This window comes from Flavobacteriales bacterium, from assembly GCA_026129465.1.
Taxonomy (GTDB): domain Bacteria; phylum Bacteroidota; class Bacteroidia; order Flavobacteriales_F; family PHOS-HE28; genus PHOS-HE28.
The window spans coordinates 3,442,396-3,455,509 of sequence record JAHCIA010000001.1 but is presented as its reverse complement, the minus strand read 5'-3'; the positions used below and the strand labels follow the sequence as shown (position 1 = coordinate 3,455,509).

Sequence of the window (13,114 nt, the reverse complement as noted above, 5' to 3'; positions counted from 1 at the left end):
TGGCCTCCCGGGATAACTTGGCGCCATGCGTGCCGGGATATTCCTGATCGCCTGCTGGCTCACCTTGGTCCCATCGTCCACCGGCCAGAACACGGCCGCACCGCCCTCGTGGACCTTCGGTGTGAGCCTGGCCACCAACGCCAACAGCGAACTCTACAGCCTTTTCCTGGTGAAGGAATGGGGCACCCAGGTGATCGCCACCGAACCCATCACACGGTCACAATTCGTGTTGCAGGCACAAGGCGCACTGGAAAGCAAGGCCAATCCCAAGGGCGAGAACCTCTTCCGGAAATATGGGGTCACCGGCTGCATCAACCCGTATGACGAGGAACGCGGCGTGGAGGATTGCGGCGTGTTCGACGATCTGTGGAAGCTGCGCTTCTGGGAGTACCCCTTCCATCCGCGCAATGGCCAGCACCCCGGCCGTGGCTGGTCGGAGAACCGCAACGCGCCATCACCCCGCCAGATGCTCCTGCTGAGCGACTACGGCATCCTCTACCTCACCGGCCTGGCGCGCGGCGAGGATGCCTTTCGCCTGCTGCGCGATGTGGGCGACAGCAGCTGGGTGGAGAATTATCGCCGGGGATATTGACCTTCGCACATGGGGCCGTCCGCCATCATTGAAGGCATCCTCCGCAAGGACCGCGCGGCGCTGGCCCGTGCGATAACCCTGGTGGAAAGCCAGCGGCCGGTGGATCGGCGCACGGCTCGGGCGCTGCTGGAACAGGTGATGCCTGCCGCGGGCAAGGCCTTCCGCATCGGCATCACAGGCATCCCGGGCGTGGGGAAAAGCACTTTGATCGAAGCGCTGGGCATGTCATTGATCGGAGCGGGCCACCGGGTGGCCGTGCTGGCCGTGGACCCCAGCAGTGGCCGGGGGCATGGCAGCATCCTGGGCGACAAGACCCGCATGGAACGCCTGGCGCAACAGGACGCGGCCTTCATCCGGCCCACGCCCTCAGGTGGCGCGTTGGGCGGCGTGGCTCGCCGCACGCGCGAGGCCATCCTCCTGTGCGAGGCCGCGGGCCATGACCGCGTGCTGATCGAGACCGTGGGTGTGGGGCAGAGCGAATTGGAAGTGGACCAGCTTTGCGACCTGAACGTGCTGCTGATGATCGCCGGTGCGGGAGATGAACTGCAGGGCATCAAACGCGGGATCATGGAAAGCGCCGATCTGGTGGTCTTCACCAAGTGCGATGCGGCCGGCGACGCGGCCAGCAGCGCGGCGCGCGACACACGCAACGCATTGGCCCTGCTGCCACCGCGCCCCGGCGGACGAAGACCCGATGTGGTGCTCACCGATGCCCTCACCGGCCGGGGCATCGCGGAACTGGTGGACAAGCTCGAAGCACTTCGGCAGACCGATGAAGGGAGTGGACATACCGCGCATCGCCGCCGCGAGCAGGACGTGCATTGGATGCGCACCATGGCGGAAGAGGATCTCCTGGAACGCTTCCGCGGCGATGACCGCGTGATGGCCGGATCGTCCCGGCTGGAACAGGCCGTGCGCGAGGGCAAGCTGTCGCCGCAGCAGGCGGCCCTGATGCTCCTGGAAGTCTTCAGAACAGGCGGCGCACCTCGTTCCGAATGACCAGCAGCGCCTCCATGGAGGGCGTATGCGACAGCTTGGCCACGTTCTCGAAGACCTTTCGACTGAGATCCGTGCCAGGCCGGTCGTCGCCCGTCTGCTCGTAGCTCAGGTTCACCAGGCGGATCGTCTCCTCCTTCGCCTGCCGCACCTTGTCCCAGGCCTTGTCGCTCACGTAGATCTGCTGCGTCACATTGTGCTCGAATTCCTCCCGGATGGTGTCGATCAACTCGCCGTGCAGCATCTGCGCCGTCATATTGCTCTTGTGTGTACGCAACACCAGCGGCCCCGGCTGGATGCGCTCCAGGAACAGCGTGAGCCGCTCGTAGGCCTGCATGCGCAAGGGCAGGGTGTGCTTGCGGTCGTCCTTCTTCAATTCGGCCATCTTCTCGGTCTGCCGCTCCGAGACACGGTCGTCCGTGAGGCGTTTGATCAGGTGGAAGGCCGTGAGGAAGACCACCACCGAAGGGAGGATGGCCACCAGTACCAGGGTCAACGGGTCGTTCATGGCGGATGGGATGCGGTGCGAAGATCGTGGATGATGAGGTGGGCGGGAGCGTCCGGCCCATCCCGCCCACATGGATAGCTTTGCCGCCGCGCGGCCCCGGCGCACGAAACCGGTGCCCGTGTTCCGCAGACGATGCGACTTTCCCCCGCCGTGACCACGATGGCCGAATCGGCCACGCTGATGATGGCCCGCCGCAGCCGAGAATTGCGCGCCGAAGGCCGCGACATCATCGACCTGAGCCTGGGCGAACCCGACCACGACCCGCCCGCCTTCGTGCTGGAAGCCGCCCACGAGGCGCTGCGCGGCCCCTGGCACAAGTATCCGCCGGTGAATGGCCATGCGGACGTGCGCCAGGCCATCGCCCACAAGTTCAAGCGCGACAATGGGCTCGAATACACCGCCGACCAGATCGTGGTGAGCACCGGTGCCAAGCAGAGCATCATGAACGCCATCATGGCGCTGGCCGGCCCGGGCGACGAGGTGCTCATTCCCGCGCCCTTCTGGGTGAGCTACACCGAGCAGGTGCGCCTGGCAGGAGCCACCCCCGTGGTGGTGCCCGCCACACTGGAAGAGGATTGGAAGACACCGATCGAGCGCATCGCCAAGGCCATCACCCCGCGCACCCGCCTGCTCATCTTCAGCTCGCCCTGCAACCCCAGCGGATCGGTGATCACGCGGCGCGAGTTGGAAGATCTCGCCGGAGAGGTGGCGCGTCACCAGGACCTGTACGTCATCGCCGACGAGATCTACGAACACATCGTCTTCGACGGCGAGCATGTCAGTTTCGCCTCCCTTCCGGGCATGGCCGAACGCACCATCACCGTGAACGGCCTCAGCAAGTCCTTCGCCCTCACCGGCTGGCGGCTCGGCTATCTGGGCGCGCCGCTGTGGATCGCCCAGGCCTGCACCAAGATCCAGGGCCAGTTCACCAGCGGTGCCAACAGCATCGCGCAGCGCGTGGCCAAGGCCTGCGTGGAGGCCGACTCCGCCGTGATCGCGCCCATGCGCGCCGACTTCCTTCGCCGCCGCGATCTGGTCATCGAGGCCATCGGCAGGATCCCCGGCTGGCGCGTGAACCGGCCACAGGGCGCCTTCTACCTGCTGCCCGATGTGCGCTCCTGCATCGATGGCGGGCGCATCAAGGGCTCGGTGGACCTGAGCATGTACCTGCTGGACCAGGCCAATGTGAGCCTGGTGGAGGGCCGTTCCTTCGGCGCGGAAGGCACCCTGCGCATCAGCTACGCCACCAGCGACGAGCGCCTTGTCGAAGCCATGGCGCGCGTGGCCCAGGCCGTGGAACAACTGCAAAGCGCATGAGCGCCGCCGACCACTTCCTCGACCAGGCGCGAAGCACCACCATGCTCGTGGTGGGCGATGTGATGGTGGACGCCTACCTCTGGGGCCGCGTGGACCGCATCAGCCCCGAAGCGCCGGTGCCCGTGGTGCAGGTGAAGGAACGCAGCGCGCGCCTCGGTGGCGCGGCCAACGTGGCGCTCAACGCCAAGGCGCTCGGCGCGCGGGCCGTGGTCTGCTCCGTGGTGGGCGACGACGACCACGCCCGCACACTGGAACGACTGTTCATGGAGCAGGGGCTCCCCACGGAGGGCATCATACGGTCAGGTGCACGGCGCACCACGGTGAAGACCCGCGTCATCAGCGGCCACCAGCACATCGTCCGCGTGGATGAGGAACAGGAGGATGCGCTGAACGCCGAGGATGCGCGCAGGCTGGTGGAGACCGTGCGCGATGTGATCGTGCGAGAGAAGCCCGGTGTGCTCGTCTTCGAGGACTACGACAAGGGCGTACTCGATCCACAGGTGATCGCGGCCATCGTCGGCATCGCACGAAGCGCCGGCGTCCCCATGGCCGTGGACCCCAAGAAGCGGAACTTCCTGGCCTATGCGGGTGTTGACCTGTTCAAGCCGAACCTGAAGGAGTTGCGCGAAGGACTCAAGATCGAGCTGGATGCCCGCGACATGGACAGTGTGCGCAACGCCGTGCGCGACCTCGGGGAGCACCTGGACAACAAGGCCACACTGGTCACCATGAGCGAGCATGGCATGTATGCGCATGACACGGCCGGCGAGCACTTGGAACCGGCGCATGTGCGGAAGATCGCCGATGTGAGCGGCGCGGGCGATACGGTGATCGCCGTGGCGGCATTGGCGCTGGCACAGGGTCTTCCATTGCGGCAGGTGGCGCAACTGGCCAATCTCGCCGGCGGACTCGTGTGCGAGGAAGTGGGCGTGGTGCCCATCGACGCCGCAAGATTCCAGGCCGAATGCGCCCGGCTGGGACTGCCCGCATGACCGTTACACCCTATAGCCCGGATGGCTCCAAGCGGGAGCAGGTCGAACGCATGTTCGACGGCATCTCCCCCCGCTACGATCTGCTCAACCGGCTGTTCTCCCTGGGCGTGGACCAGGGCTGGCGGCGGCGCGTGGTGCGGCTGCTCGCCCAGGAACGGGCACATCACGTGTTGGATGTGGCCACCGGCACCGCCGACCTCGCGATCCTCACCAGCCGCAGGGCGGAGCGCGTCACCGGCGTGGACATCAGCGAAGGCATGCTGGCCCACGGCCGCGTGAAGGTGGCCAAGCGCGGGCTTCAGGAGCGCGTGACGTTGCAACGTGCCGACAGTGCCGACCTGCCCTTCGCGGACGACCGTTTCGACGCGGTGACCGTGGCCTTCGGCGTGCGCAACTTCGAGGACCTCGAACGGGGCATCGCCGAGATGCGCCGCGTGCTCAAACCGGGCGGCCGTCTCTTCGTGCTGGAGTTCTCCAAACCGAAGAACACCCTGCTCGGCGGGCTCTTCCGCTTCTACTTCCACCGCGTGATGCCCTTCATCGGCAGGCTCATCAGCCGCGACAAGGCCGCGTACACCTATCTGCCCAAAAGCGTGGACGCCTTCCCAGAGGGCGCCGCCTTCCTGCGGATCATGGTGCAGGCGGGCATGGATGAAGCCACCGCCACACCGCTCACTGGCGGGATCGCGACGCTGTATGTGGGCAGGAAAAAAGTCGGTGGTTGAAGGCTTTGAGCTTGCTGCGTTGAAGGTTGATGAGAACACACTTTTCCGGGAAGACCAACATCCAACCCCTCTACCTCCGACAGCCGAGTGACCATCCAGGACAAGGATCCCACCCTAATTTCGTTGCCTGCCTGATGCGACCCCTCCGCGCGCCGCGCCTCCTCCCCATCCTGCTGCTGCTCTCGCTGGCCACGCCCTTGGCGGCACAGTACCAGAGCGGGGTGAAGGTGCAGAACCTGCCCAACTTCGACCTGCGCCGCTTCCATTTCGGCTTCCTGCTCAGCTACAACACCAGCGACTTCTTCGTGAAGCTCAAGCCCGAGGCGCCCTTCCGCGATTCGCTCATGGTGCTGGACCACCTCAAGCAACCCGGCTTCAACCTGGGCATCGTGGCCAGCATGAACATCAATGACCACATGAGCCTGCGCTTCCTGCCCACCCTCTCCTTCCAGGAACGCATCCTGCAGTACAAATTCCTCAATGACGAGGGCAAGGAGAAGTACTTCCAGAAGCCGGTGGAGAGCACCTACCTGGAATTCCCCCTGCTGATGAAGTTCCGCAGCGACCGCATCAACAACTTCGCGGTGTATGTGATCGGTGGCGGGAAGGTGAGCATCGACATGGCCACCCAGAAGGACGTGAACCAGGCCCTGGACGACGAGGTGGTGATCAAACTCGCCAAGTACGACTACAGCGCCGAGGTGGGCGGCGGCTTCGACTTCTTCCTCCCCTACTTCAAGTTCGGCATCGAACTCAAGACGGGCATCGGCATCCCCAACCTGCTCATCGACGACGAGACCCGCTTCAGCGCACCGGTACAGAGCCTGCGCAGCAAGGTGTGGGTGTTGACGTTCACTTTTGAGGGTTGAGGGTCGGTGAGCTGAGGCGTTGGAAGTTGGCAGCTTGAGCGGTCGCAAGTGGACGATCGTACCTGTCAAGCACCTCGCTCACCGAGCCCCATGCGCAACTGCCAACAGGGAGTAGCCAACTGCGAATCAGGAACCATTCCGCGCCCCCCTGCATGACGACCGAACGCACCGTGGAGATCGCCCTCCTCCCCGCCGAAGCGGCGGATCCGGTGCTGGTGCGTGCGGCAGCGGCGGAAGCGGCCGGTATCGCCGAGGACCAGGCGCAGGGCCACCGCGTGCTGAAGCGCTCCATCGACGCACGGAGCAGAACGCCACGCCTGCGCTTGCGCGTGCTCGTCAGCACGGGGCCGCTGCACGATGCCGAAGTGGCGCCGCCGCGACTCCCCGATGTCCATGGCGCGCATCCGGTGATCATCGTGGGCTGCGGACCGGCAGGGCTCTTCGCGGCCTTGCGCTGCATCGAGCGCGGTCTGCGGCCCATCATCCTGGAACGCGGCAAGGACGTGCGTGCGCGCCGTCGCGACCTGGCCGCCATCAACCGCCTGCACGTGGTGGACCCCGACAGCAACTACTGCTACGGCGAAGGCGGTGCCGGCACCTACAGCGACGGCAAACTGTACACGCGCAGCCACAAGCGCGGCGATGTGGAGGGTGTCCTGCGCATGCTCGTGGCTTTCGGCGCCAGCCCTGACATCCTGGTGGACGCGCACCCGCACATCGGCACCAACAAATTGCCGCGCATCATCACCGCCATGCGCGAAGCGATCCTCGCCGCCGGAGGCGAAGTGCGTTTCGGTCAGCGCGTCACCGGCCTCATCGTGGATCGAGGCAACCTGTTGGGCGTTCGCACCGGCAATGGGGACGAGGTCCGCGCGGAAGCCACCATACTGGCCACGGGCCACTCGGCGCGCGACATCTTCCAGCTGCTGCTGCGCGAAGGCATCCGCATCGAGCGCAAGGATCTCGCGATGGGCGTGCGCGTGGAGCACCCGCAAGCCATCATCGATCGGGCACAATACCATTGCGACCAGCGCGATCCCCATCTGCCACCCGCGAGCTACGGCCTGGTGGAGCAGGTGGAAGGCCTCGGCGTGTACAGCTTCTGCATGTGCCCCGGCGGCATCATCGCGCCCTGCGCCACCGCACCGGATGAGGTGGTGACCAATGGCTGGAGCCCCAGCAAGCGCGACAACCCCTGGGCGAATTCGGGCATCGTGGTGGAAGCGCGCGGGCCATTCGATGCCGACGACCCGCTGGCCGGGATGCGTTTCCAGCGGGAAGTGGAACACGCCGCCTGGATCGCGGGCGGCAAACGACAGAGCGCGCCCGCCCAACGATTGGAGGACTTCATCCAAGGGCGGCTCTCCTCCGACCTGCCAGCCTGCAGCTATCCGCCGGGCATCGTGCCGCACCAGGTGCACGAACTGCTTCCACCAGCCATCGCGCAGCGGCTGCGCGCGGCCTTCCAGGTCTTCGGCCGGAAGATGCACGGCTACCGCACCAACGAGGCCGTGGTGGTGGCGGTGGAAAGCCGCACCAGCTCCCCCGTGCGCATCCCCCGGGATCGGGACACGCTGCAGCATGTGACCACGCCGGGTCTCTTTCCCTGTGGTGAGGGCGCCGGCTACGCTGGCGGCATCGTCAGCGCGGCGATGGACGGCCAGCGCGTGGCGGACGCCGTGGCTTCGGCGATCAAGGGCGTGCCTGCCGCGTGAACTCCATGCACAGCGCCGCAGCGGCCATGGCCACGTTCAGCGATTCGGCGCCGCCCACACGCGGCACGGCGATGGTCTCGCCACGCAGGGCGCACACCGCATCGCTCAGCCCATGCGACTCGCTGCCCAGCACCAGCACGGCCGGGCGCTTGAGCGGAGCATCGAAAACGGTGCTGCCACCCATGTCGGCCAGGTAGAGCGCGGCACCTTCGGAGCGCAAGGTGTCCAAGGCGGCAGGCAGGTCGCAGGTGTGGGCCTGCACGCGAAACACCGCGCCCATGCTGGCCTGCACGCATTTGGGGTTGAAGGGGTCCACGCTGCCTTCGGCGAGCAGCACGTGCTTCACGCCGAACCAGTCGGCGATGCGCAGCACGGTGCCCAGGTTGCCGGGATCAGCGATGCCATCGAGCGCGAGGGCCAACTCGCCATCAGCCAGCCGGACTGGAGGAACATGCTTCGGGATGCGCGCAAGCGCCACCACTTCATTGCCGCTTTCCTGGGTGCCCATGCGCTCCAGCACATGCGGCGGAAGGATCGACGCGTCGCGCAAGGCCAACGACCGGGCCGCTGCCTCCGTGGCGTACAGGGCATGCACCGGCCATCCGCTGGCGAACAACTCACGCACGAGCTTGGGCCCCTGCGCCAGAAAGAGACCGCGTTCTTCGCGGCCCTTGCGACGGTGCAGCGCGCGCACCTCGGCCAACAAGGCCTTCACCTGCATGTCCGGGTATATTTGGCGCTGCCCGGCCGGCGGTCCCAGGCAGGGGCGCAAAATAGGCCGCGATCCGCCCTCCTTGCCGATCCGCACGGCCCATATCATCCCCGCCCTGCTCGGTCTGCTGCTCCTCGCCGGATGCGACACCACCAAGCACCTCCCTGAAGGTGAAAGGCTGCTGGTGCGCAACAGGGTGACGCTGGCCGAGCGAGGACCGGATCCCGCCGAGTTGGAGACCATCATCAAGCAGCAGCCCAATAAGAGGATCCTTCGGGTGCCCTTCTACCTGCACCTCTACAACCTGCGCGACCCTAACCAGGTGGCGGCCAAACGCGCGCGGCACGACAGCCTGTGCGCCATCGCCAACGAAGCGCGCGAGGAGCGCGGCAAACGTCCCAAACGCTGCGATCGGTCGCAACGCGGCCGCAACGGCGAGGCGCCCGTGGTCCTCGATGCCGTGCTGGTGGACCGCTCCACCGAGCAGATGCGCCTCTACATGCGCAAGGAGGGCTGGTTCCTCGCCACGGTGCGTGATTCGATCCACTACCGGCATCGCAGGCCGGGCATACTGGGTGGCGGGCGCGGCAGGGAGTTCCGGAAACCGAAGGCCGAGGTGGAATACACCGTGACCCCGGGACCCATGTACCGATTGCGCGGTATACGCTTCGAGGTGGACGACCCCGACATCGAACGGCATGTGCAGGCCGCCTGGCCCAACAGCCTGCTGAAGACCGGCGACCGGTTCGACGCCGATATGCTGGACCGCGAACGCAACCGCATCACCCACCGGCTGCGCGACATCGGCTACCTCTTCTTCAACCGCGACCTGGTCCGCTATGATGCCGACACGACGGTGGGTGGCCATCAAGTGGACGTGGTGATGCATCTGGAACGGCCCCATGCGCGCGAACGGAAACTGCAGGGCACGCCGGAGGGCACCGTGTACACGCTGGGCGAGGTGACCCTGGCCACGCTTCCACCCACGCGCACCGGGGTGGTCACCGATGCCGACACGCTATATGCGCGCGGCTATCGCCTGCTCTACGAAGGCCGCCCACCCTACCGCCCCGAGGCCCTCACGGGCATGGTCTTCCTGCAACCCGGCGACCGCTACCGCCAGAGCAACACCGACCGCACCTATCGCCGCCTCAATGGTCTGCGCGTGTTCGATCGCGTGGAGATCGGTTTCGACACCACGGCCACCGCACCCGGCATCGCCGACGCCCGCGTGGACCTGCTGCCTGGGCGCACCCAAAGCGTTTCCGGTGAGGCTTTCGCCACCAACCGTGGCGGTTTCCTGGGCACCTCCGCCAGTGTGGGCTACCGCCACCGCAACCTCTTCCGCGGCATGGGCTCGTTGCAACTGATGATGGTGCTCGGCCTGGAAGCGCAGCAACGCCTCACCGGCCAGGGCAGCGCCACCGAGGAGGAGACCGTGGGCAATGTGGGCGGCGACGGCTTCTTCAACACGGTGGATATCGGTCCGGAGTTGACGCTGCGCTTCCCGCACTTCCTGCTGCCCGTGCGCCGCGAACGTTTCGCGCGGTCGGCCACGCCGGGCACCATTTTCACCGCGCTATACAACCACCAGCGCCGTCCCGATTTCACCCGCACGCTGGCCAAGGTGAGCTTCGGCTACGACTGGGCCGAATCGCAGACCAAGAGCTGGGCGGTCTATCCTGTGGAGGTGAACGTGATCCGCATACCGCGCCTGTCCGATGATTTCGCCGCCTACCTCCAGGCCGCCAACGACCCGGTGCTCACCGACAGCTACACCGACCACCTGATCGCGGGCATGCGCGGGCAGTTCGTCCACAACACGCAGGGCCTGTCGCGGCGCCGGGACACCTACTTCAGCCGCATCACCCTGGAGTGGGCCGGCCACCCCATGCTGGTGCCGCTGAGCCTGCTGGCGCAGGAATCGATCGATGGCGACGGCAACAGCTTCTTCAGTGTGGGCGGCATCCGCTATGCGGAGTACATCAAAGTGGACAGCGACCTGCGGTGGCGGCGTGTGCTCCACGAGAAAAGCAGCCTGGCCTTCCGCGTGGCGGCGGGCGCGGGCCTGCCCTACGGCAACCTGGGCGTGCTGCCCTTCGAGAGCGCCTTCTTCGTGGGCGGGGCCAACGGTTTGCGCGCGTGGCGCGCCCGTTCGCTGGGGCCCGGCTCGTTCAACGCGCCACTGCTCGCCTTCGACCGCATCGGCGAATTGCGCCTGGAAGGCAATGCCGAGTACCGCTTCAAACTCATCGGTTTCCTGGAAGGCGCCCTCTTCGCGGACGTGGGCAACATCTGGAACTGGAACGACGACCCACGCCGTCCGGGCGCGGCCATCAGCGCGGACTTCCTCAGCGAGCTGGCCGTGGGCACCGGCGTGGGCGCGCGCCTCAATTTCGACTTCTTCATCGTGCGCTTCGACCTGGGCATGCAGACCAAGGACCCCAGTCTGCCGCCCGGTGAACGCTGGCTCTTCGAGCCCAAGGACAAGTACGAAGCCGCACTCAGCGAAGCTGTGGGCGCACCGGTGAACTACCGCACCCAGTTCAACTTCAACCTGGGGATCGGCTATCCGTTCTGATCGGAAGAAAGTCGACGAAAGCAGCGTGCAAGGGTGCGAAAGTGCGAGGGTGCGAGAGATGGATCCCACCACCCGCGCACCCTCTCACATTCAAACTGAGTTGTCGCTCTGCTACCGCACCTTCACCGCCCGCTTCACCAGCGGTTCGCCGTCCAGCAGCAGCGTCACGTAGTACACCCCCGGTGCAAGGTGCGCGGTGTGCCAATCATAGCTGTGGTCTCCCGCCGAGGCCAGACCCTCATGCAGCACCTGCAATTGCTTGCCGTCGCCGCTGTTCACCAGCAGTTGCACGCGGCCCGCACGTTCCAGCGTGTAGCGCACGGTGGTGGCGTCCGTGAAGGGGTTGGGATCGATGCGCAGCAAGCGCTCCATGGCGGGGTCCTGCTTCACCTGGCCGTGGCCATCCATCGGCCCGGGCTGGTAGGACTTGTCGGTGTCCTGGGCGCAGCAGGCGGCCAAGGACCCTTCAAGCTGGTCGAGGCGTTTCTGTTGCTCATTGAACGCCGCGATCAAGTACGGCACCAGGCCCGTGTAGTTGATGGCCATGATCGTTTCGGCCGGCGAGAGTTCAACACCAAGGGTATCCAGCAATGCCGGAATGCTGATGTCTTGCACCAACTGGGGCAGGACCTCCAAGAGTTCTTGGGCCATCAGGCCACAATGGGTACCCGCCGGCAAACCCACATTGGGATGCGCATCGCTCAGGTATGTGTATGTCTTGGGCTGCAACTGTCCGATGATACCGATGGCATCATGCACTTCCTGCACATCCGTCTTCAATGCTTCGTCCGACCCTTGCCAAACACCTCCTGGGATGAAGTCCAAGCCTGTGACATTGACATTGCCTTGGAACCATCCCGCCCATGCGTTGTTCCCGCTGGCGGTACCATGGATCCCATAATTGAACTGTGAGGCGCCCGAAGCGCTTCCTGAAACGCCGAACGCCCTGACACCGCCAGTAGCTGCACCTCTTGCACCGTAGGTCACTGACGTGCCTGTTGCACCGCGGCCATCCACACCGATCGCCGAAACCCCTCCGGCGGCGAATAGCAGTGCTCCGATGTTGTTGGTGGTGGCGCTGTTGGCCATGCCGATCATGGCCATGGCGTCCGTGCCGCCATTGGCAGTGGCCTCCACCCCGTTATAAACGGCAAAACGAATCGTACAGATCTGTGCAAAACGAATGGTACAGATCACCGGTCCTTTCGGCGCCGTTGAGATCCCAAGCTCACACAATGCTCTGGATGAAGACCAAGGCAGCGCTCGACTGCCTGGCGTCGAAGTCCTCAGCGGTGGTCGCGTTCGGCTGCGTCGCAGTCGGAATCGCCTGAGCCGAGTTGCCGCTACCTCCTCCGAGAGATGCGTTCGCGCCTCCACCAGCGCTCCAGTACGACTCCGATGGGAAATCCAGCTCATGCGTGTGAGCTGGCAAATGGTTCGTCGTGATGGCCTTCTTATCCGCTCCGACGCGATCACCTGGATCGCTCGCCTCTGCGATGCCCGCATAAGGCGTTGGAGCACCACTGCTCGGCACGTTGGTCGCACCGAACGGCGTCATGCCTCGCAGGTCGATGGTGCCGTTGAGGCCATTGCAGACCGCCCATCCATCCATGGACGAGTTCGCCAGGCCCAATCCAGTGGCATCGAAGTCGGTCATCGCGCCGAAATAGGGCACTATGCCTCCCATCGGAACAACCCTCCCCTTGAGCCTAATCTTGTCCAGGTGCTCCTTGCGAGGAGCCGTAACTGCCATGAACTCGGTCGGGTATATCGAGGCGACCCTGAGCCGAAGGTGCCTCTTTCGCATGACGTAGTCCGTCGTGCCATCCACGTTGATCACCGGTGCGATGTCCGCCGCATCGTCCTGCACAGTCATGTAGATGACCTGGCTCGGCGTCTTCACCACCCCATGCGCCTCCACAGGCATGAACTCGCCCTTGTAGCACACGTGACCGGCGGTGATGTTGTACTGCGTGTTCAGGCCACTTGGCGCCGTGCTGATCACCGCGCCAGTGATGAAGAAATCAGCGGACATCGCCAGGTAGTCGGCGAAGGCTGTCCGGAATGCTCCTTCGACGCCATCCGCGATGTACTGCATGTGCCTCCA

Annotated in this window: 12 protein-coding genes; 8 read left to right on the top strand and 4 right to left on the bottom strand. The window is 65.4% G+C overall.

From position 1 onward, the window contains the following. Window positions 1-25 precede the first annotated feature (25 nt). Both KIT10_14695 and meaB read left to right on the top strand, forming a co-directional pair. The gene (locus tag KIT10_14695; protein MCW5900510.1) at window positions 26-592 is read left to right on the top strand and encodes a hypothetical protein; all 567 of its coding nucleotides are present in this window, start codon (window positions 26-28) and stop codon (window positions 590-592) included. Window positions 593-601: 9 nt separating this feature from the next. After that, a complete protein-coding gene (gene meaB, locus KIT10_14690; protein ID MCW5900509.1) occupies window positions 602-1,591 on the top strand; it encodes a methylmalonyl Co-A mutase-associated GTPase MeaB in 990 nt (329 codons plus the stop codon). Here the strand turns inward: meaB and KIT10_14685 are convergent. Next, on the bottom strand, window positions 1,560-2,096 hold the full coding sequence (locus tag KIT10_14685; protein MCW5900508.1) for a hypothetical protein: 537 nt from the start codon (window positions 2,094-2,096) through the stop codon (window positions 1,560-1,562). The genes meaB and KIT10_14685 overlap by 32 nt on opposite strands. Before the next feature lie 132 nt (window positions 2,097-2,228). Here KIT10_14685 and KIT10_14680 point away from each other — a divergent pair, with 132 nt between their 5' ends. The 5 genes from KIT10_14680 to KIT10_14660 all read left to right on the top strand — a co-directional run bounded on the left by KIT10_14680 (window position 2,229) and on the right by KIT10_14660 (window position 7,714). Continuing rightward, complete coding sequence (locus tag KIT10_14680; protein ID MCW5900507.1) at window positions 2,229-3,413, top strand: pyridoxal phosphate-dependent aminotransferase; 1,185 nt, start codon at window positions 2,229-2,231, stop codon at window positions 3,411-3,413. After that, window positions 3,410-4,405 carry a D-glycero-beta-D-manno-heptose-7-phosphate kinase gene (locus tag KIT10_14675; protein ID MCW5900506.1) on the top strand — a complete coding sequence of 332 codons (996 nt, stop codon included), beginning with the start codon at window positions 3,410-3,412 and terminating at the stop codon, window positions 4,403-4,405. The genes KIT10_14680 and KIT10_14675 overlap by 4 nt, the downstream gene beginning before the upstream one ends. Continuing rightward, the gene (gene ubiE, locus KIT10_14670) at window positions 4,402-5,130 is read left to right on the top strand and encodes a bifunctional demethylmenaquinone methyltransferase/2-methoxy-6-polyprenyl-1,4-benzoquinol methylase UbiE (protein MCW5900505.1); all 729 of its coding nucleotides are present in this window, start codon (window positions 4,402-4,404) and stop codon (window positions 5,128-5,130) included. Before KIT10_14675 ends, ubiE begins: the two co-directional genes overlap by 4 nt. A 134-nt stretch (window positions 5,131-5,264) precedes the next feature. Then, a complete protein-coding gene (locus tag KIT10_14665; GenBank protein ID MCW5900504.1) occupies window positions 5,265-5,999 on the top strand; it encodes a PorT family protein in 735 nt (244 codons plus the stop codon). Window positions 6,000-6,151: 152 nt separating this feature from the next. Then, complete coding sequence (locus tag KIT10_14660; GenBank protein ID MCW5900503.1) at window positions 6,152-7,714, top strand: FAD-binding protein; 1,563 nt, start codon at window positions 6,152-6,154, stop codon at window positions 7,712-7,714. Here KIT10_14660 and KIT10_14655 read toward each other — a convergent pair. Continuing rightward, window positions 7,692-8,435 carry an RNA methyltransferase gene (locus KIT10_14655; GenBank protein MCW5900502.1) on the bottom strand — a complete coding sequence of 248 codons (744 nt, stop codon included), beginning with the start codon at window positions 8,433-8,435 and terminating at the stop codon, window positions 7,692-7,694. The genes KIT10_14660 and KIT10_14655 overlap by 23 nt on opposite strands. Before the next feature lie 73 nt (window positions 8,436-8,508). Between KIT10_14655 and KIT10_14650 the strand changes: the two genes are divergently transcribed. Then, window positions 8,509-11,007, top strand: coding sequence for a BamA/TamA family outer membrane protein (locus tag KIT10_14650; protein MCW5900501.1), 2,499 nt, complete (start codon window positions 8,509-8,511; stop codon window positions 11,005-11,007). A gap of 111 nt (window positions 11,008-11,118) precedes the next feature. Here the strand turns inward: KIT10_14650 and KIT10_14645 are convergent, their stop codons facing one another. Both KIT10_14645 and KIT10_14640 read right to left on the bottom strand, forming a co-directional pair. Continuing rightward, window positions 11,119-12,144 (bottom strand): tail fiber domain-containing protein, encoded by a 1,026-nt coding sequence (locus KIT10_14645; GenBank protein ID MCW5900500.1) that lies wholly within the window; start codon window positions 12,142-12,144, stop codon window positions 11,119-11,121. Between the two features lie 91 nt (window positions 12,145-12,235). After that, the gene (locus KIT10_14640; GenBank protein MCW5900499.1) at window positions 12,236-13,105 is read right to left on the bottom strand and encodes a hypothetical protein; all 870 of its coding nucleotides are present in this window, start codon (window positions 13,103-13,105) and stop codon (window positions 12,236-12,238) included. Between the last annotated feature and the right edge of the window lie 9 nt (window positions 13,106-13,114).